Raw genomic sequence first — 20,042 nt, forward strand, 5'->3', positions numbered from 1 at the left:
GGCGCGCAAATTGTAACCGCAACGTTAGATAAATTGCACAGTTAATGCCGCAATTCTTATCCGTTAAACGGCGGTTTCCGAGCTTTCACAATCGGACTACTGCCGTTAAGGATTAGCGCACAGCCGCTAAGAAAACGTTACCGATCTACTTAAGCTCTCCGATTCCTGCAAGGCTTCACAGCATCGAAGACCGGCTCGTCGGACCATCACATTCTGGTCCGGCTTCCTGCGAGGAGGATGCATGTCGTTTGTGAAAACACTCCCCGAATCAATGACGCATGCCGCGGGTCAACTCGCAGGTATCGGCGAAGCCCTGTCCGCCGAGAGCGGCGCGGTGGCGATCCCGACCACGGTGATCGCGCCGGCCGGTACCGACCCGGTCTCTGCGCTGCAGGCCGCGGTGTTCGCGACCTACGGCAACCTCTACCAGTCGATCAGCGAGCAGGCGGCAGCCGTTCACCAGCAGCTGGTGCAGGTCCTCGGACAGAACGCCGGGGCCTATGGCACTGCCGAGGCGACCAACCAGGCGACATCGTCGATGGACTCGGGCCTGCAGTGGTTCCTGACCAATGTCCTCGGTGTGCCGTCCAGCGGCAGTGGTTCCCTGCTCTCGGGCAACCTGGCCAACATCGAAAACATCGGTATGGGTAACTGGGCCTCGGCCGGCTCGGCCGTGCTTGGCCTGGCAGGTGGTGGTCTGCTGGACTTCCCCGAAGAGGTCGCCGCCGAAGGCGCCGCCGGACTTGTGGGCTACGAAGCACCTGCGTCAATGGCCGGCATCGGCGCGATGCCGGTGGCAGCCGGGATGGCACAGGCCACCACGGTCGGCTCCTTGTCCGCACCGCCCAGCTGGGGAACAGAGCCCGTGGCGGCCGCGACCGCTGCCCCAGCCCGTTTGGCGGCTGCGAGCAGCATGGCTACACCGCACTCCATGCCCACCATGGCGGCCGTGCCGGCGGCCATGGCGGCAGCCGGAGCCGGCGACCGCGGCGTCGGGAAGTTCGGCGCCCCGCGCTACGGCGTAAAGCACACCGTCATGCCCAAGCCGACCGCCGTCTAGCAACCCGCCCCACCAACGAGAAGGGGAATACATATGTCATTCGATTTCGGAGCACTCCCCCCGGAGATCGTCTCTGCGTGGATGTACAGCGGAGCCGGTTCCGGACCGCTGATGTCGGCCGCCGCGGCGTGGGGCAGTCTGGCCGCCGAGCTGGAGGCGTCGGCCACCTCAGCCCAGCTGGTGGTTTCCGAGCTGGTCGGCGGAGACTGGACGGGCCCAGCCTCAGCTGCCATGACCAGCGCGGTCTCGCCCTATCTGTCATGGCTGCAGACCACTTCGGCGGCCGCCCACCAGGCCAGTTCGCAGGCGATGGCCTCAGCAGGAGCGTTCGAGGCCGCCCGCGCGACGGTCGTGTCTCCCGCGATCATCGCCGCCAACCGGGCCCAGCTGGCGGCATTGGTTGCGTCGAATTTCCTGGGGGTGAACACCCCGGCGATCCTGGCCACCGAAGCCCACTACATGGAGATGTGGGCGCAGGACACCATGGCCATGTTCGGCTACAGCACCGCGTCATCCAGCGCTGCTGCGCTCACCCCGATGACTCCGGCGCCGCAGACCACTAACCCGGTTGGCGCGGCGGTCGCCACTGCCGGCAGTGCCACTGGTGGGCTCCAGCAGGAGCTGACTCAATCGCTTACCTCACTACAGGGGGCCCTGCAATCGCTGCTAGCACCGCTGACAGGGGCATCAGAGCCGACACTGGTGAACGCGATCGACGTCTTGTTAGGAACCCCCTTGTTCGCCAATGCCATCAACGGCGGGGTGAACACCGCCGCCTGGTTCACCGCCACCGCCATCCCGACGGCGGTATCACTGGGGCACACGCTGGCCCTGGCGGGCCCGGCCAGCCTGGCGTCCGACGTCACGGGCATGGACGGCCTTGCCGCCGGACTGGGATCGGGGGTTCTGGCGGGTATGACGCAACCAGTGGGCGCGGTGGCTGCCGCCGGAACTCCGGTCCTGGCGAGCCTGGGTCAGGCGTCCACGATGGGCGGGATGTCGGTCCCGGCCAGCTGGTCGGGCGCGGCAGGCACTCAGCTGGCCGCATCGACGGGCTCGGGCTGGACGGTTGCCGCAGAAGAGACCGCTGGCATGCACGCCGTGCCGGCCGGAATGGCTCCGATGGGCGCCGGTGGACGGGGCGGCCTCGGTTCCGGCGGCCCGCGCTACGGCTTCCGGCCTACGGTAATGCCGAAACAGGTGCTGGTGTAAGACCGGGTGCGCCCTCTTGGTCGCCGGCAAATGCGGGAGCCCCGTCGAGCCGCGCCTCAGGAGGGCGCACCGCGTGCTTCCGCCGGTCCGCGGGGCAGGTGCGGCCCCGGATGCAGCCGCAGTTCAGGCCGATGATGCAGGTCTGGGGGCTGACGGGTGTCACACCCGGCAAGGGGGCCACACCACTCACAGGGACAGGCGATGCCTGCGCGATGCCGGCTGCTCCGGCTCCGGTGAATCCGACTACCAAAGCTGCGCCTGCTGTACTCAACAGCGCGGCCGTCATCCTGCCGAAGCGTCTCATCGCAATCCCTATGTTTCGTCCGTGTTTCACCCCCTTCACAAAACGTACTTCTCGTTCCTGGCATAGATCTGAATCTTCCTGACATCCGTCTGAGTCTCTGCAGCTCGTAGCCACCCCGGGGCATGCGGACGATCTCTCGGGATGACCGCGGCTCCCGTACTTACAACCCCGAAAGCCGCCGAAGAATATCGGCGCGACCCGCCCGCCTATATCGCCTGACGTTCTAAATCAGTGGAAAACAATTCCGATCGAACGACAGAAACGCGGCCTTTTATTGCCCCAAGACGGCGTCCGGCCCAATACCGCCAGGCCGCACGTCTCGAATGCCAATCATTGAAATGGGGATATTTACGCCGTAATTGGGGCAAGTAATAACTACGGAGACGAGGACATCGCGACCACGCTGTGCGCCGCTAGCAAATTGTTCAATTCGGCGGCTCTCATGCCCCCAAAGCCGACATCCCGTGCCTCGGCGACACTGTGACGGCACTCAGCACGGCGTCGACACGCCGGCTGATCGTGCGCGCCGCATCGAAGAGCCTGGCCGACAACTCGTACCTGTCGCCGAGCTCCAACGCGGCACTGACCTCGTCGGCGTACTGGGGCGACAGCAGATCGTAGGCGCGCCCGCCCGCCCGGTGCAGTTCGGTACGCACGTCCAGCACCGTGCGATAGGCACCGCGCAACGAACTCCCGATGCCATCCGGCCGACGCCTGGTCCAACCGCCGGAGACATGGGCCACCGTCAGCGCATCGAGCAGTTGAACGTCACGCAGGCCACCTCGGCCACATTTCAGATCGGGTTCGGCGCTACCCGCTATCTCCCCGCTGCGCTGCCACCGGGCGTGTGTCACATCGACGAGTTCGGCGTAACGGGTGCCGATCCTGTGGCGCCATTGCTGTCGGACGCCGGCGATCAGGCGTGTCGACAGCAGCTCATCGCCGGCGATATGGCGTGCGTCCAGCATGGCCAGAGCGGCGAGGATATCGGAGTCTGCGACCCGCAGCGCCTGCGGAACTGTGCGCACGCTGTGGTCGAGACGAACATTGGCGTCCCACAAGGGATACCAGAGCAGCTCCGCCGTCCGCCGCACCGAATCGGGAGGCATGCCGTCGTGCACCAGCAGCAGGTCCAAGTCCGAGTGCGGAAGCAACTCGCCGCGGCCCAGCGAACCGGTGGCAACAACCGCGAAACCACTTCCGGCCACGACCCCGATCTCGCTCGCCTTGGCGGCCAACCACGACTCGTGCACCTGGCGCCATATCTGCCGCAGTGCGACCGAATCCCATTGCGCTGACGTGGTGGACCGCAGTGCCGCCCGGACAGCGGCCAGGTCGGTTGCGGAGCAGCCGGGTCGACGCTGCTCAGGGCTCAAGGTTGGACCCCCGCGGTTCATGGCCGTCTACATCGGCTCGGATCGCACTACCGACTCATACCGCGTCGGCGCCGCGTTCGCCCGTGCGCACCCGGACCACGGACTCCACCGCGCTGACCCACACCTTGCCGTCGCCGATCTTGCCGGTACGTGCCGCTCGCACGATGATCTCGACGATCTTGTCGACTGTGAAGTCGTCGACCAGCACTTCGATCCGCACCTTGGGAACGAAATCGATCGAGTACTCGGCACCCCGGTAGACCTCGGTGTGGCCCTTCTGCCGTCCGTATCCCTGGACCTCACTGACCGTCATCCCCAGGACTCCGGCCCCTTCCAAGCCAGTCTTGATGTCCTCCAACGTAAACGGCTTCACGATCGCGGTGATCAACTTCATCTTCTCTCCTGTCTTCAGCCGAGTAGGCAAGAACAGCACTGCCGGCACTCACGAGGTCGTAACCGCTTTGGAGGTGCTCGGCCTCATCGATTCCCGACGCTTCATCCTCGGCGTCCAGTCGCAGTCCGATGGTGTATTTGAGGATCAAGGCCAAGATCGCGGTTCCCACCGCCGAGTACAGCGCAACACTGGACGCGCCAATGAGTTGGCGCCACAGCTGATCGAAGCCGCCGCCGTAGAACAAGCCTGGCGACACGTCGGACGCACCGTCGATCGCCGCGGTGGTCGGCGCCGCGACCAGGCCCACCAACAGGGTTCCGACAAGACCGCCGACCAGGTGCACTCCGACGACATCCAGCGAATCATCAAAGCCAAAACGGTATTTCAGGCCCACTGCCAGTGCGCAGGCGACGCCGGCAACCGCGCCGACAACCAGCGCGCCGACAACATCGACAGACGCGCACGCCGGCGTAATCGCCACCAGCCCGGCCACGATTCCCGACGCTGCGCCCAACGAGGTGGCGTGGCCGTCGCGGATCCGCTCGGCCAGCAGCCAGCCCAGCATCGCAGCGGCTGTCGCCACCGTCGTGGTGATGAAAGTCGAACCGGCAACACCATTGGCGCTCACCGCCGATCCGGCGTTGAATCCGTACCACCCGAACCACAACAGGCCGGCCCCCAGCATCACCAACGGCAGATTGTGCGGCCGCATCGGAAGGGCAGGCCATCCCTGGCGCTTGCCGAGGATGAGCGCCAGCACCAAGGCAGCCATGCCCGCGTTGATATGGACCGCGGTGCCGCCCGCAAAGTCGATCGCATGAAGCTTGTTGGCGATCCAACCGCCGTGCGGGGCGGTGCCGTCGTCAAATGCAAACACCCAGTGGGCGACAGGGAAATACACGACGCTTACCCACAGAGCGGAAAACAACAACCAGCTGCCGAACTTCATCCGGTCCGCCACCGCCCCAGAGATCAACGCGACCGTGATGATCGCGAACATCATCTGGAATCCCACGAAAACGGTCGCTGGCACCGTGCCGACGAGCGGAATTTCTACCGCAGGCGTACCACTGGCCGGATCGGCGGCGACCGCGTTGACCCCGATCAGGCCCTTCAATCCCCAGTAATCAGTTGGGTTTCCCGCGACGTTGCCGACATCATCGCCGAAAGCGATCGAGAATCCGTAGAGCACCCAGAGCACGGTCACCACACCCATGGCACTGATGCTCATCATGATCATGTTCAAGACACTCTTGACCCGAACCATGCCGCCATAGAAAAAGGCCAGTCCGGGTGTCATCAAGAGCACCAGGGCGGCGCTGATCAACATCCAAGCTGTGTCGCCGGTGTCGGGCACCCCCATCGCCGGGAATTGATCCATGCACCAAACCTCCTCCGCCGCGACCGGTTGCGGTATGAACCAGGCTGGTCATAACCATGCGCAACAGTTGTTTCAGCGAAAGCGCTGCTCCGTTGCAGATATGTGACCAGCTGCTCACAGCGGTGAGCCAGGAAGACGGCAGGAAAGGCCTAGGGACGTGCGCCGGGAGCGCCCCCGGCACCACCGGCACCACCGGTGCCGTCGACGTTGGACCCGCCGGGCTTGCCCGCGCCTCCGGTAATACCTCCGGTGGAACCACCGTTGCCACCGTCACCGCCGTCGCCGCCGACGCCCAAAGAACCGTTGCCGCCGGCGCCACCGTTACCGCCGCGGCCACCGGAACTGCCGATCTGATCGGCTGCGGCGCCGCCGTTTCCGCCGTCGCCGCCGTCGGCGCCTACCCGGCCACTGCCGCCGGCACCACCGACTCCCCCGGCACCGCCGTTCCCACCGGTCGTCCCGACGCCGCCGGCCCCGCCCGCGCCGCCGTTGCCACCGTGGCCCCCGATACCGAACGGGTTAGTCAGGCCTGCGCCACCCGCACCACCGGCGCCACCGTCGCCGTCGTCACCGGCCTGCCCGACCGCGCCGATCCATCCGACGCCGGTGCCGGCAACACCGCCTCGCCCGCCGTCGCCGCCGTCACCGCCGTTACCGCCGTTGGGCTGGCTGGCGGTACCGATGCCGCCGGCCGCACCCACCCCGCCGACGCCGCCGGCGCCGCCGTTGCCGCTAAAGCCCAAGAGCCACCCGGCATTACCGCCCACGCCGCCGTTGCCACCGGCACCGCCGTTCAATGCGGTCACGTCGGGGCCGTTGACGCCGGCCCAGCCGGAGCCACCGCGGCCCCCGGCGCCCCCGAAGCCCCAGCCGGACAAGGCATCACCACCCGCACCGCCTTCACCGCCGGTATGCGCGAGCAGCGAGCCTCCGTCGAAGGTGTCGTGGAAGCCAGTACCGCCCTGGCCGCCGACACCACCGTCGCCGAACCACATTCCACCGGTACCGCCCTGGCCGCCCGCGCCGGCCTCGATCACTGTTCCGCCGGCCCCGAGGTAGGCCGCGGCGCCCTGCCCGCCCGCACCGCCGTTGCCGAACAATCCGGCATCGCCGCCGTCACCGCCCGCACCGCCGTTGACGCCGGCTACGCCGGCGGCGCCGTCGCCGCCGTCACCGAAAAGGAACCCGCCGTCACCGAGGTCCCCCAAACCAAGCCAGCCGAACAACGAGGTGTTGGGACCGTTGAAGCCATCGACACCGTCGCCGATCAAGTACCTGCCAAACGTCATCACCCAGGGCGCGTTGATCATGTCGATCAGCAGCTGGTTGCCCACGTTGTGCAGGAAGCTCTCCATGGCGTCATGGATCGGGAGGTAGAAGCTGTCCTGGTAGAGGTCAGCCAGGTCGGGTTGCGCCAACGAGGTGGCATCGACGCTGCCGACATCGCCCGCTTCCAGGCCGGCCAGGTTGAGGCCGGGCATGTCGAACCAGGTGCCGGGGTCCAGGAAGTCGAAGTCGGCCTGAGCCGCCGGCACAGTCGTGAGGGGCGCCAGTGCCAGCGCCAACGCCGACACGGCGCCGCCGATGGCGCGACTCATCCGACCGGTTGAGTTACGTCCATGCTGCCCCGCGCTCCGACGAAGACGACGATTCATTTCGATAGGCCTTTCTGCGGCTGGTCAGTGCCGATGGCGGAACCCGACTTAGGCGGGGGTGAGAGAGTCGAAGCCGAGTAAATCCGAGATCCAGGACAGGCCGAGATTTCCGTCCACAACAGACGCGACGGAGTTCAGAAAGTCCGCACCATCGCCGGGTTCAGTCGCCGTCGCCGAACCACCGAACAGCCCGCCGAACAGCGGCGCAGGGTCCTGGATATCAAACAAGACGCGTTGCGCTGCATTCCACAGCAGCGAAAACGGTTCCTGCTCCATGAACGACCCGAATACGTAGTTCGCCGGATCCTGTAGGTCGCGAATGGCGGCCTGGACGCCCTGCGACCACGCATCCGTGAGGGCGGCGTTGACCTGGTCCCAGCTGATGTTGCTGGGTAACAGGTCGAAGCTGAACGACGTGGGCACGTTGGCCGGACCCTGATTCCAGCCCTCGGTGAGACTGCCATAGCCGAGATTGACCAGGATGCGCATGCTCGGCTCCAACAGGTCGGCCAGCGGGTTGCCCCAGATCGGGTTCACCCGCAGCAAGTCCAACAACGGCAGAGTCTCGGTAGGGATCATGTAGTAGTTGGTGAGACTGTCCCCGCTCGTCTCCAGGTGAATGGCGTTGGCAATGTCGTCGGGGCTCAGTCCGAAATATCCGTCGTGCAGCAGAAACATGCCCGCAATCGCATTAAGATCTGCCAGCAGATTCAGCGGATAACGCGGAAAGTCGGCGAATCCGTCGTATTCCATCGTGTAGACGTCGGTAGTGAAATAGTCCGGCGTCGGATGCCCAAGGGTCAGCCCATTCCAAAAACTGAGGTTTCCACCCCAAATGTTGAGCATTTCGACCAGCCCGCCGTTGGGATTCGCTGAATTGCCCACGAACACAAAATGAATGTCCTCGGCCGCCACGCCGTCATGGTGAAGTTGTTCCATCGTCATCGACGACATGGCCGAGCTCTGCGAGTACCCGAACACGTACAACGGATTCTCGGCGTTCACGCCTCCACCGGCGATCTGCTTCTCGATCGCATCCGCGAGGATCTGGGCGCCTTGAGCTTCCGAGAGGTTGCCCGGGAAGTACAGCTGGGGCGTGAACAGTGACTGCGCCGTTCCGGTAAAGCCGTGGGGCTGCAGGTATAGGAGGTTGGCCGCGTTGACGTAACCGTCCGGCGGCAACGGAATGCCACTGCCTCCCATGACGAACGCGATCTGACCGGCTGCCAGTTGCAGATCCGCGGACGCGGCGGCCGAGGACCGCGGAGCCGGCGGGGACCCGATACCAAGCCCTCCCAGGCCGGCGCAGACGACGAGAATGCTTACGACAGTGAGTACTGCTCGACCACGGCGGGACGAACGCCCCAGCTGCGGACCGGTCATCGCGGAGACACCAGCCATGCCAAACCCCTTGAAAAGCTCTTCAACGCACCGCCGACCGCGGAACCCCACCCGAAATTAGACCACCCGCAACAGTTTTAGTCAGTCGTTCCACGGAAAGCCAGCCAGATTGACATAACCCCTGTTATTGGGGTGTGATAACTATTTAGGCTCTTAGCTTCCCCGAATCGCAGCGCGGAACACCGTCCAAGTAAAGTGTCCTTCGTGGATATTAATGGAGCAAGCGCGATCGTCACCGGTGGCGCATCAGGAATCGGCGCGGCTACTGCCCGCCAGTTGGCCGACAGGGGCGCACGGGTCGTCGTCGCCGACCTGCAGGCGGACAAGGGTGAGGCGCTGGCCCACGAGATCGGCGGCGTGTTCGTGTCCGTCGACGTGACCAGCACCGAGCAGATCATCGACGCGGTCAACACCGCAGCGGACCTCGGCCCGCTGCGGGCGCTGGTGAACTCGGCCGGCATTGGCTGGGCGCAGCGCACGATCGGCAAGGACGGCGAGTTCGACTCGGCGCACAACCTGGATGCCTACCGCAAGGTGTTGGCGATCAACCTGGTCGGGACCTTCGACTGCATCCGGATCGCGGCCACCGCGATGAGCCGCAACGAGTTCACCGACACCGGCGAGCGCGGCGCAATCGTCAACATGACCAGCGTTGCGGCCTTCGACGGCCAGATCGGCCAGGCCGCCTACTCGTCGTCCAAGGGCGGCGTCGTGGGCCTGACCCTGCCGGTCGCCCGCGACCTGTCGGCGGCGGGCATCCGCGTCAACACCGTGGCCCCCGGCCTCATCGACACCCCGATCTACGGCGAGGGCGAGGCCTCCGAGGCCTTCAAAGCCAAGCTCGGTGAGTCCGTGCTGTTCCCGCACCGGCTCGGCAAGCCCGAAGAGCTGGCCTCGATGGTGGTGGAGCTGCTCACCAACTCCTACATGAATGCCGAAGTCGTCCGCGTGGACGGTGGCATCCGGATGCCACCGAAGTAGTTTTCCAACCCGAGGTTGAGATTGCGTCCAGGGTCGCGGATACCGCGAGATGTACAGCCCTGGGCGCAATCTCAGCGGACTAAGACATCTAGGGGCTTGCCGTGGCACGCCGGCGCGTGGCACCCCAGAGCCCAACCCCGATGCCGACGACCGCTCCACCGAGACCGACGATCTGCTGTCCACGCTTGAGATCGGCGTGCACGCTGATCCCGCCCAGCAGGTCGGCCGCGTCGGCACCACCGGATGCGAGGAACCAGCCGCGCGTGTCGCTACCGCGCAACGCCCCGTTCACGAGTAGCCCGCCGATCAGGGCGTCGCGGTAACCCATCGAACGCAGCAGCAGGCGCGCGGACGGCCCAGGATCGTCCGGCTCTCCCCACAACCGATTCGCCCGAAGCGGATCGACGAGAAAAGAGATACCCGACGCCAGCCGGATACAGCCCGCGACCAGTGCGGCACGGTCTTTGATCATGGAGCGCAGCCTAGGGCCCGACGCCTGCGCCCGAAGCTATTTCCAGGCGAATACCGGTTGCTCCAACTCATCGACCGGGTCCCCTCGGCCCTCCAGGCACAACCACCGCAGTTGCAACAGCACCGCCCCGGTCGGCGCGTGGATGAGGTCATTACCCAACGGGATCTGCACGACCGGACGTGGGCTCTGGGGAATACTGACGAAGCGCGGCGAATCATCGCGTTGCAGCTGATGTAGTCCCACGCGGTAGACCGCCACTACCTCGGCCGGCGCGGGACGGAGATCGAGCCGCCCCCCGCCCCAGATCACCACCGGCGTGATGACGTATCCGGAGCGAGTCGGATAGTCGTCGAGTACGCCGAGCACAGCCGAATCGGACAACCGGACGCCGACCTCCTCGTCCAACTCACGCAGGGCCGCGTCGACCGCGGATTCGCCAGGATCCACGCGGCCACCGGGCAGCGCCCACTGAGCGGCATGCGAGGTGAGACGAGAGGCTCTGCGGCACAAGAGGAATGCAGCACCCCCGGATACATCGACCATGCGGCCGTCAAGACCAGCCTCCGGCATGGGCCGACCGGCGATCCAGTCTTCCACGGGCGCGGGGTCGACCCGGTCTTCGGCGATTTCGGAGTCCACGATCACCACCGCGACGGCCGCGTGCCGCTTCGCCGGGTCGGTCACGGTGCGGCGGTCGTGCCCGGCCAGGTGTGCCCGGATCCGTTCCCGCAGCGTCTCGTCATAGCTGATCGTCACCGCTTGACCATAGGCGGCGCGGCGGGAACGACCTCGGGCACTTGGCCCTCGGGTGGGTCAGCCGGCGGCCCACTGCTTGGCCCGTTCGACGTCATCGAGGCCGAACACCGCAAGCTCGCCGGGAATCATCCATTCGAGCGCATGCAGCACATGGGCAACCCATTCCTTGTCAGACACCACCGCGATGCGTTTGAACGCCGAGTGATGCGGCAGTACTGCGCCCAGGCCGAGCTTGATGTCCTCGGCCAGCCCACCGGGCCCAAATCCCTCATAGTCGGAGTCGATGACCTCGACGATGCGGACATCGCCGCCCTGCAGAAGCTCGTGCAGCGACGGCTTTATCTCCCGGAGTTCGTCACCGCGAAGTCGTCCCGATACCCGAATGCCCATCACACCCGGCGGCATGTCCGGTAGTAGCTCGATCATGGGAATGCTCCTTCCGGCCGATGCCGCCACTGTAGCCCCGCCAGGAGCGACTATTCGAAGTCGTTGCCGTGGGACTGGTGTTCGCGAAGCCGGGTCGCGAAGGCCATCCAATCGCCGGCTTCGGCATCCTTGAGCAGGCTCCGATGTTCGGCCAGCACCAGGTCTGGCTGCCCGCGGACCGTCGAGTTGCGCGCGATGGAGAGGTGCTGCCGATCTTGCAGTCGGTCGTAGAACGCCAGCATCGTGGCGTTTCCGGCGAGCTCCACAAATGCGCGATGAAACTGCCTGGCCAATACCGCAAAGCCGGGATAGTCGCGCCGGTGTAGCGCCTGCTCCTGCCCGTCAAGGTTTTCCTGCAGACGCGCACTCAGAAGCTGGCGCGCCTCAGGGTCGCCCAGTTGCACCCCGGCGCATTCGAAGGCGTGCCGCACCTGGTCGGACTCGCGGATCTCATCGACGGTCAGTTCACGTACCAGTGCACCGCGCTTGGGGTAGATCCGCACCAGCCCTTCATCTTGCAGACGCCCCAGCGCCGCCCGCACCGGCGTACGGCTCATCGACATCGACGCCGCCAGCGTTGCTTCGCTGAGCATGGCCCCGGCGGGGAACTCACCGCTGAGGATGCCCGCACGAATCAGGGCGTGAGCACGTTGCGCGGAGTTGACCATCACGTCGCTCATGGGGACCTCCTGGCCGGCGGGGACAATCTAGGATACCGCTAGTATCCTAGATAGAGACAGCGGGCGCAGAGGATTCAAGGAGTGTCGTGACAACACCAGCGAACGCGCATCAGCCGACGGAATCGACTACGCAAGCACTGGCATTCGCTGAGCGCGTCACCGAAGCGCTGGACGCCGCCAGCCTCGCACTGCTACTGAGCCTCGGACATCAAAGCGGCCTGTTCGACGCCCTGGCCACCCTGCCGGAACCGGCAACCAGCACCCAGATCGCCACCCGCACCGGACTCAACGAACGCTACGTTCGTGAATGGTTGGGGGGCACGACCGTAGCCGGCGTTGTGGATTACGACCCTGCCAACAAGACATATCGTTTGCCGCAGCACCATGCCGCGGTGTTGACCCGTGCCGCCGGGGCCGCAAACCTGGCGCGTGTCGCGCAGTACATCGCGCTGATGGGCGAGGTTGAGCAGAAGGTGCTGGACTGCTTCCAGCGTGGCGGCGGGCTTCCCTACAGCGACTATCCCCGCTTCCACGCGGTGATGGCGGAGCGAAGCGGCGAAGTCTTCGACACGGCGCTGGTGGACGTCGTCCTGCCCCTCGTCGAGGGCTTGCCGCAACGACTCCACGACGGTGCGGAGGTGGCCGACTTCGGCTGCGGCAGTGGCCACGCCGTCAACGTGATGGCTCAGGCGTTCCGCGACAGCCGGTTCACCGGCATCGACTTCTCGTCCGAGGGCATCGAGCGAGCGACGCGCGAGGCGGCTGCGCGGGGACTGACGAACGCCGCCTTCGAGGGCCACGATCTGACGACGTTCGACCGAGCTTCGGCCTACGACCTGGTCACCGCATTCGACGCCATTCACGATCAGGCGCAGCCGGCGCGGGTGTTGGAGAACATCTATCGATCCCTGCGGCCGGGGGGCATCTTCGTGATGGCGGATTCGAAGTCGTCGAGCAGCCTGGAAGACAACATCGGCGTTCCGATGAACACCTACCGCTACACGGTCTCCCTGATGCACTGCATGCCCGTGTCGCTGGCCTTGAACGGCGCCGGCCTGGGCACCATGTGGGGCCGCCAACTCGCAATGTCGATGCTGGCCGACGCCGGTTTCACCGACGTGGAGTGCGCCGAGATCGACGAGGATCCGTCGAACTACTACTACATCGCGATCAAACGCTAGGCCTGCCCGATCAGCCGGCGTTGCGCGCCAGATTGATGGCGTAGTCGCTGACGAAGTGCCCCGCCGCGGGTTCGCCGGAGCCGCAGCTGCCGTCGGACTCCCCAACTCGCTTGACCCACAGGTAGGCGTCGGCGTGCTGCCCGGCGGTGTTGGTGGTCGGCGGCGTGCCCAGGGCCCGTCCGCTGGGGTTGCACCAGCCGTAGGGGTCGCCTTCGGCGGGGCCGGCGCCGTTGCGGGAGGTGTCGATCACGTAGTGCGCGCCGCCGGTCATCCCCGAGATCTCTTCGCCGTAGCCGGTTTCCTCTTCGGTGGTGAAGTAGTTCGTGCTGTTCAGGGCAAAGCCCCGCGCGCGCCCCACGCCGGCCTGGTTGAGGCGGTTGGCCATCTCGCCGGCGCTGACCCACCGCGAGTGCCCGGCGTCGACGTAGACGGCCGTGGCCGGGTTACGGCCCAGCGTGTCGACGGCATAGCTGATCAGGTCGAAGCGCTCCTGACGCGCATCACCGGAGAGGCAGTCGGCCATCGCGAGTGCGTCGGGCTCGAGGATGATCGCGGCCGGGTTGCCACCGATCCCGTCGGCGACGCTGTCGATCCAGGCGCGGTAGGACGCGCCGGAGGAGAATCCGCCCGCGGCGTAGCTGCCGCAGTCACGGTGCGGGATGGCGTAGAGCACCAGCACCGGCATGGCTCCGGCCGCCGCGGCGGCGCCGGTGTGCCGGGCCACCGTCGAACCGACAGATCCCACGCCGAACGCCTGGTCCAGCCAGTACGCCTGCGGGGTGTTGGCGACCCGGGCCAGCTCGGCGCTGTCCGGCTGCGCGTTGGAGGCATGCATCGCCTTGGAGATGGGATCGACATAGAAGGGCATGCCGCCCAGCGGGTTGTCCCCGTCGGCCTGAGCGGGGGCCGCGCCGGCCAAAGCCGCAACGGCAAGGAGGGGGGTGAGGCAGCGCGCGACCGCGCCAAATGCTGAGGGGATCACAGGCAAAAATTACCCTATGGCCGACCCGAGGTCACAAGACGGTCACGATCGAGGCTGGAGCGCTCAGCCGAGCAGCGCGTCGACGAAGGCGCCCGGCTCGAACGGGGCCAGATCGTCGGGCCCCTCCCCCAGGCCCACCAGCTTGACCGGCACTCCCAGCTCCTGCTGCACCCGGAACACGATCCCGCCTTTGGCAGTTCCGTCCAGCTTGGTCAGCACCACCCCGGTGATGTCGACGACGTCGGCGAACACCCGGGCTTGGGCCAGGCCGTTCTGCCCGATGGTGGCGTCGAGGACCAGCAGCACCTCATCGACGGCGGCGCGGCGCTCCACCACCCGCTTGACCTTGCCGAGCTCGTCCATCAGACCGGTCTTGGTGTGCAGCCGTCCCGCGGTGTCGATGACCACGACGTCAACACCGTCGGCTACGCCCTTGTCGACGGCGTCGAACGCCACCGAGGCCGGATCGGCGCCCTCGGCGCCGCGCACCACCTCGGCGCCCACCCGCGCTGCCCAGGTCTGCAGCTGGTCGGCCGCGGCGGCCCGGAACGTGTCGGCCGCCCCCAGCACCACGCGGCGGCCGTCGGCCACCAGCACTCGGGCCAGTTTGCCGACGGTGGTTGTCTTACCGGTGCCGTTGACGCCGACCACCAGCAGCACCGACGGGTGATCGTCGTGCGGCAGGGCCCGAATGGAACGCTCCAGACCGGGCTGCAGCTCGCCGATGAGCACGTCGCGCAGCACCGCGCGAGCCTCGGCCTCGGTGCGCACCTGACCGCCGGCCAGCCGTCCGCGCAACTGATTCACCACCGATTCGGCGACCACCGGGCCCAGATCGGCCACCAGCAGGGTGTCCTCGACGTCCTGCCAGGAGTCGTCGTCGAGGTCTCCGCCCCCCAGCAGCCCGAGCATCCCGCGGCCCAATGCGTTCTGCGACTTGGCCAATCGACCGCGTAGCCGCTCCATCCGACCTTCAACCGGTTCGATGTCCGGCTCGACGGCCTCTGGCGCCGGCGCTGCCTGAGATACGGAAGGGACTTCGGGCGGCGCTTCGGGCAGTTCGATGTCGGTGATGGTGCGCCGGGGCGCGTCACGCGGAACGGTCGCGTCGTCACCGATGACGGGCGCGGGCGGCTCCGCCGTGTCGGTCCGACTGAAGGTGATACCCGAGGAGGCGGTGTAGCCACCGGAGCGGTCCAGACTCTCGCGTTGCGGTGCGGACAGGCTGATACGGCCTCGCCGATGCCGCACCAGGCCCCAGACCAGGGCACCGACCAGGATGAGCGCGACAACGACCGCCGCGGCGATCACGAGAGTTTGAGACGACACGACCGTCATTGTGGCAGCAGGGACTTAGTCGGGTTTCAACGCCGGGCTAGTGCGGGTTCACGCCTGGCTGGAAACGAGCTCTTCGCCCCGGATGCGTTGGGAGATCACCGCAGTGATCCCGTCGCCCTGCATCGTCACCCCGTACAGCGCGTCGGCGACTTCCATCGTCGGCTTCTGGTGGGTGATGACGATGAGCTGCGAGCGGGCCCGCAGCATCTCGAACAACGCCAGCAGCCGGCGCAGGTTGGTGTCGTCGAGCGCGGCCTCGACCTCGTCCATGATGTAGAACGGCGACGGGCGGGCCCGGAAGATCGCGACCAGCATGGCGATGGCCGTCAGCGACTTCTCCCCGCCGGACAGCAGCGACAGCCGCTTGACCTTCTTGCCGGGCGGGCGGGCTTCGACGTCGACGCCGGTGGTCAGCATGTCGTTGGGGTCGGTCAGCAGGAGGCGCCCCTCCCCACCGGGGAACAGCGCCGCGAACACCTCGGTGAACTCGCGCTCCACGTCGGCGTAGGCGTCGGTGAAGACCTGCAGGATGCGTGCGTCGACCTCGGAGACCACGTCGAGCAGGTCTTTGCGGGCCGCCTTGACGTCCTCGAGCTGGGTGGACAGGAAGTTGTAGCGCTCCTCGAGCGCGGCGAACTCCTCGAGCGCCAACGGGTTGACCCGACCCAGTTCGGCCAGCTCGCGTTCGGCGCGTTTGGCCCGGCGCTCCTGGGTGGGGCGGTCAAAGGGCATCGGGGCGGGAGCCATCACCAGTTCGCCGCGGTCGCGGGCCTGCTCGTACTCGGCCATCTCCAGTTCGGTCGGGGGCAGCGCGACATCCGGACCGTATTCGGCGATCAGGTCTGCCGAGCTCATACCGAACTGCTCGAGCACGGTCTGCTCGAGTTGCTCAATGCGCAAGGCGGCCTGCGCCTTGGCGACTTCATCGCGGTGCAGTGATTCGGTGAGCGCGGTGAGCCGGGTGCTCTGGGCGTTCACCTCATCGCGGACGGCGACCATCGCGGCCGCCCGCTGCTGACGTTCACTGGCGAGCCCGTCACGGATCCGTGCCGCCGCGGTCACCACATGTTGCAGGCGCTCGGCCAGCGCACTGCCGGCATCGGCCACCGCTGCCGCCGTCGTCGCCGCGCGTGCGCGTGCGGCGCGGGCCTGCTCGGCACGGACTCGTGCCTCGCGTTCGGCCGCGGCCGCCCGGCGCAGCGAGTCCGCCTTGCCGCGTACCGCATTGGCGCGTTCCTCGGCGGTACGCACCGCCAGCCTGGCCTCCACCTCGATGCTGCGCGCCGCCTCGGCTGCTGCCGCGATCTGCTGGCGATCCACCGGTTCGACGGTGGCGGTCGGCTGATCCTCTTCGGCGTTGCGCAGGCGGGTTTCCAGCTCGCTCAGCTCGGTGACGGTCTGCGCCCGGCCGGACTCGAGCTCGTCACGCTCGCGCAGCCGGCGGCGCCACTCGGTCTCGGCGGCGCGTGCCTCTTGGCCGAGCCGGCCCAGCTGCTCATGGGTCGCGGCGATGGCCGCGTCGGACTCGTTGAGCGCGGCCAGTGCCTGCTCGGTGGCGTCCCGGCGCGCGGACTGTTCGGCCAGCGCCCCGGCGAGGGCCGCGCCCAGTTCGCTGGCCTGTGTCTCAGCGGCGGCTGCCTCGGCGCGGGCCTTGTCGATCTCGCTGTTGATCTCCAGGGTGGACGGCTTGCGATCCGATCCGCCGCTGACCCAGCCCGCCCCGACCAGGTCACCGTCTAACGTCACCGCGCGCACCCCGGGGCGGCCAGCCACCAGCTCCAGAGCCTTGGGCAGGTCCTCGACCACCGCCACCGCCGACAGCATGGCCGTCATCGCGCCGCGCAACTTCTCGGGGGCCTCGATCAACTCCACTGCCCACAGCGCTCCGTCCGGCAGCGCCGCACGCTGTTCGGCGGCGGGCAGCGGCCAGTCCCCCAGCACGATCGCGGCCCGGCCACCGTCGGCGGTCTTGAGCGCGTGCAGCGCCGAGCGGGCCGCTCCGGCGTTTTCCGCGGCCAGCGCATCGGCAGCGGACCCGAGCACCGCGGCCAGCGCCGCCTCGTACCCCGAGCGCACCTTGACCAGCTTCGCGACCGACCCGAACAGGCCGGGGCCACTGTGGTTCGCCGAGAGCCAGGCGGCGCCATCGCGGCGTTCCAGCCCCATCGACAGCGCCTCGATACGAGCATGCAGTGAAGCGACTTGGCGCTCGGCGGCACGCTCGGCGGCCTGCAGCTCGGCGACGCGCTCATCTGCCAGCTGCAAGGTGGCCACGGTCCGCTCGTGGTGCTCGTCCAGACCGACTTCGCCCTGATCGAGCTCGGAGACCCGGCCCTGAACCGTCTCGAATTCCGCCTGTGCGGCCTGGGCCCGTCCGGCGGCCTCCTCGATACGCGTCGTCAGCTGCCCGACGTGAGTGTCGATCGACTCGACTCGCGCCCTAATCGTCTCGACCTGACCGGTCAACCGGGCCAAGCCCTCACGCCGGTCGGCTTCGGCACGAACAGCAGCCAGGTGCGCCTTCTCCGCCTCGGTGCTGCGACGCTCCCGCTCAGCCAGCTCGGCGCGGGCCGCCTCCAGCCGGATCCCGGCCTCGGCCAGCTCGGCCAGCAGTTGTTGCTCGGCCGCGGCCACCTGCTCAGCCTCGGCATCCAACGCGTCCGGGTCGACGCCGGCGGTGGTGATCGGCTCCTCGTCGAGATGGTGTGCGCGTTCGCTGGCGATGCGCACCGTGGCGCTGACCCGCTCGGCCAGCGCGGACAGCGAGAACCAGGTCTGCTGGGCGCCTTCGGCGCGCTGGGTCAAGCTGGCGACCGCGGACTCGTGGGCGGTCAGTTCGTCGGCCGCCACCGAGAGGCGCTCGGTGATCTGGTCGTGTTCGCGGCGCAGCGTCGCCTCGGCGTCGGTGGTTCCGGCGAACTCGGCCTGCCGCGACACCAGGTCATCGGCGGTCAACCGCAGCTTGGCGTCGCGCAGGTCGGCTTGGATGGTGGCCGCTCGCCGCGCGACTTCGGCCTGGCGGCCCAGCGGTTTGAGCTGGCGGCGCAGCTCGGTGGTCAGGTCGGTCAGGCGGGCCAGGTTGGCCGCCATCGCGTCCAGTTTGCGGACCGCCTTCTCTTTGCGCTTGCGGTGCTTGAGTACCCCGGCGGCCTCTTCGATGAACGCCCGGCGGTCCTCGGGCCGTGACTCCAGGATTTGGGCCAGCCGGCCCTGGCCGACGATGACGTGCATCTCGCGGCCGATGCCGGAGTCGCTGAGCAGCTCTTGGACGTCCATCAACCGGCAGCTGGCGCCGTTGATCTCGTACTCGCTGGCTCCGTCGCGGAACATCCGCCGGGTGATCGAGACCTCGGCGTACTCGATCGGCAAGGCGTTGTCGGAGTTGTCGATGGTGACGGTGACCTCGGCGCGACCGAGCGGGGCGCGCGACGAGGTGCCGGCGAAGATGACGTCTTCCATCTTGCCGCCGCGCAACGTCTTGGCGCTGTGCTCGCCCATCACCCAGGCCAGCGCGTCAACCACGTTGGACTTGCCTGAACCATTCGGTCCGACCACCGCGGTGATGCCAGGTTCGAAGCGCAGAGTCGTGGGCGCGGCGAAGGACTTGAAGCCCTTCAGCGTCAGACTCTTGAGGTGCACGGGGTGTGAGACTACCGGTCTAGCGTTCGGCGAATCCGTCGATCGGGTCCCCGGCGTCCATCCAGTCGGCGACAACAGTGTCCACCCGACCCGGCGTGGTGCCACCCTGCAGCAGCTCCAGCAGGCGTTGGCAGTTCGCGCGGGGGCCCTGAGCGACGACGTGTACCCGGCCTCCGGGCCGGTTGGCGGCGTAGCCCGTCAGGCCCAGCTCGAGTGCCCGCGAACGCGTCCACCACCGAAATCCGACGCCCTGGACGTGGCCGTGCACCCAGGCGGACAGCCGGACGTCAGGACCGGTCACCGGAGTCGATCTCGAAGCGCACCTCGGTGCCCGATTTCAGGGTGCGTCCCACCGTGCAGACCTGATCGATCGCCCGGTGCACGACGGTCAGAAGCCGCTCCCTGTCCGCGTCATCCAGGCCCGACAGGTCCAACTTCAGGACCTCCTCCAGCAGCGGATAGCGCTCCTGCTCCCGATCAGCGGGGCCGGAGACCTCGATGGTGGCCTGATAGTCGTCGCCCAGCCGGCGGGCCAGCGGGGCGTCACTAGACATTCCGCTGCACGCGGCCAACGCGATCTTCAGCAGCTCGCCGGGGGTGAAGACGCCGGCGACGTCTTCACTGCCGATCAGCACCTGCGCGCCCCTCGAACTGCGTCCGGTGTAGCGGCGGGTCCCGGTTCGTTCCACCCATAGTTCGGTCATGGGGACATCTTGGCAGCCCCAACAGTGACCGCACCGAACGTGCGCCCCGGCTCCGCCGCGCTTGCGATCCCCGCTGGGCCAATGGCGGTGACCCGCTGCG

18 protein-coding genes are annotated in these 20,042 nt (G+C 67.3%); 4 read left to right on the forward strand and 14 right to left on the reverse strand.

Features of this window, described 5'->3' with window-relative positions; all coding sequences use genetic code 11:
- Positions 1 to 241: 241 nt before the first annotated feature.
- The gene (locus RCP37_RS13745) at positions 242 to 1,060 is read left to right on the forward strand and encodes a PPE family protein, SVP subgroup (protein ID WP_308483631.1); all 819 of its coding nucleotides are present in this window, start codon (positions 242 to 244) and stop codon (positions 1,058 to 1,060) included.
- Between the two features lie 33 nt (positions 1,061 to 1,093).
- Positions 1,094 to 2,272: a PPE family protein gene (locus tag RCP37_RS13750; protein ID WP_308483632.1), complete on the forward strand. Its 1,179-nt coding sequence runs from the start codon at positions 1,094 to 1,096 to the stop codon at positions 2,270 to 2,272.
- 744 nt (positions 2,273 to 3,016) lie between these two features.
- Here RCP37_RS13750 and RCP37_RS13755 read toward each other — a convergent pair.
- The 5 genes from RCP37_RS13755 to RCP37_RS13775 form a co-directional block, all read right to left on the reverse strand.
- Positions 3,017 to 3,952 carry a [protein-PII] uridylyltransferase family protein gene (locus RCP37_RS13755; RefSeq protein WP_308483633.1) on the reverse strand — a complete coding sequence of 312 codons (936 nt, stop codon included), beginning with the start codon at positions 3,950 to 3,952 and terminating at the stop codon, positions 3,017 to 3,019.
- Positions 3,953 to 4,007: 55 nt separating this feature from the next.
- Positions 4,008 to 4,346, reverse strand: coding sequence for a P-II family nitrogen regulator (locus tag RCP37_RS13760; RefSeq protein WP_308483634.1), 339 nt, complete (start codon positions 4,344 to 4,346; stop codon positions 4,008 to 4,010).
- Complete coding sequence (locus RCP37_RS13765; protein ID WP_308483635.1) at positions 4,252 to 5,727, reverse strand: ammonium transporter; 1,476 nt, start codon at positions 5,725 to 5,727, stop codon at positions 4,252 to 4,254. Before RCP37_RS13765 ends, RCP37_RS13760 begins: the two co-directional genes overlap by 95 nt.
- A gap of 149 nt (positions 5,728 to 5,876) precedes the next feature.
- Positions 5,877 to 7,325, reverse strand: a complete 1,449-nt coding sequence (locus tag RCP37_RS13770) for a hypothetical protein (protein WP_308483636.1) — start codon at positions 7,323 to 7,325, stop codon at positions 5,877 to 5,879.
- Between the two features lie 105 nt (positions 7,326 to 7,430).
- Positions 7,431 to 8,834 (reverse strand): PE-PPE domain-containing protein, encoded by a 1,404-nt coding sequence (locus RCP37_RS13775; RefSeq protein WP_308483637.1) that lies wholly within the window; start codon positions 8,832 to 8,834, stop codon positions 7,431 to 7,433.
- A 153-nt stretch (positions 8,835 to 8,987) separates the two neighbouring features.
- Here RCP37_RS13775 and RCP37_RS13780 point away from each other — a divergent pair, with 153 nt between their 5' ends.
- Entirely contained in the window at positions 8,988 to 9,764 is a 777-nt protein-coding gene (locus RCP37_RS13780) for an SDR family NAD(P)-dependent oxidoreductase (protein ID WP_308483638.1), read from the forward strand.
- A gap of 88 nt (positions 9,765 to 9,852) precedes the next feature.
- Here the strand turns inward: RCP37_RS13780 and RCP37_RS13785 are convergent, their stop codons facing one another.
- From RCP37_RS13785 to RCP37_RS13800, 4 genes are read right to left on the reverse strand one after another with little or no spacing between them, the layout of a single operon-like run.
- A complete protein-coding gene (locus RCP37_RS13785; RefSeq protein WP_308483639.1) occupies positions 9,853 to 10,236 on the reverse strand; it encodes a DUF4267 domain-containing protein in 384 nt (127 codons plus the stop codon).
- Between the two features lie 36 nt (positions 10,237 to 10,272).
- Entirely contained in the window at positions 10,273 to 10,992 is a 720-nt protein-coding gene (locus RCP37_RS13790) for an NUDIX hydrolase (protein WP_308483640.1), read from the reverse strand.
- A 57-nt stretch (positions 10,993 to 11,049) separates the two neighbouring features.
- The gene (locus RCP37_RS13795) at positions 11,050 to 11,418 is read right to left on the reverse strand and encodes a SpoIIAA family protein (RefSeq protein ID WP_308483641.1); all 369 of its coding nucleotides are present in this window, start codon (positions 11,416 to 11,418) and stop codon (positions 11,050 to 11,052) included.
- A 50-nt stretch (positions 11,419 to 11,468) separates the two neighbouring features.
- Positions 11,469 to 12,098, reverse strand: a complete 630-nt coding sequence (locus tag RCP37_RS13800) for a GntR family transcriptional regulator (RefSeq protein ID WP_308483642.1) — start codon at positions 12,096 to 12,098, stop codon at positions 11,469 to 11,471.
- Positions 12,099 to 12,184: 86 nt separating this feature from the next.
- Between RCP37_RS13800 and RCP37_RS13805 the strand changes: the two genes are divergently transcribed.
- Positions 12,185 to 13,279, forward strand: a complete 1,095-nt coding sequence (locus RCP37_RS13805; protein WP_373693019.1) for a methyltransferase domain-containing protein — start codon at positions 12,185 to 12,187, stop codon at positions 13,277 to 13,279.
- A gap of 10 nt (positions 13,280 to 13,289) precedes the next feature.
- Here the strand turns inward: RCP37_RS13805 and RCP37_RS13810 are convergent, their stop codons facing one another.
- The 5 genes from RCP37_RS13810 to RCP37_RS13830 form a co-directional block, all read right to left on the reverse strand.
- Positions 13,290 to 14,261 (reverse strand): glycoside hydrolase family 6 protein, encoded by a 972-nt coding sequence (locus tag RCP37_RS13810; protein ID WP_308483643.1) that lies wholly within the window; start codon positions 14,259 to 14,261, stop codon positions 13,290 to 13,292.
- Positions 14,262 to 14,324: 63 nt separating this feature from the next.
- Entirely contained in the window at positions 14,325 to 15,590 is a 1,266-nt protein-coding gene (gene ftsY, locus RCP37_RS13815) for a signal recognition particle-docking protein FtsY (RefSeq protein ID WP_308483644.1), read from the reverse strand.
- 57 nt (positions 15,591 to 15,647) lie between these two features.
- Positions 15,648 to 19,238, reverse strand: coding sequence for a chromosome segregation protein SMC (gene smc, locus RCP37_RS13820; protein WP_308483645.1), 3,591 nt, complete (start codon positions 19,236 to 19,238; stop codon positions 15,648 to 15,650).
- A 19-nt stretch (positions 19,239 to 19,257) separates the two neighbouring features.
- Entirely contained in the window at positions 19,258 to 19,539 is a 282-nt protein-coding gene (locus RCP37_RS13825; protein WP_308483646.1) for an acylphosphatase, read from the reverse strand.
- Complete coding sequence (locus RCP37_RS13830; RefSeq protein WP_308483647.1) at positions 19,526 to 19,942, reverse strand: OsmC family protein; 417 nt, start codon at positions 19,940 to 19,942, stop codon at positions 19,526 to 19,528. Before RCP37_RS13830 ends, RCP37_RS13825 begins: the two co-directional genes overlap by 14 nt.
- Positions 19,943 to 20,042 lie beyond the last annotated feature (100 nt).

The sequence above is a fragment of the Mycolicibacter sp. MU0102 genome, from assembly GCF_963378105.1.
Classification (GTDB): Bacteria; Actinomycetota; Actinomycetes; order Mycobacteriales; family Mycobacteriaceae; genus Mycobacterium; species Mycobacterium holstebronense.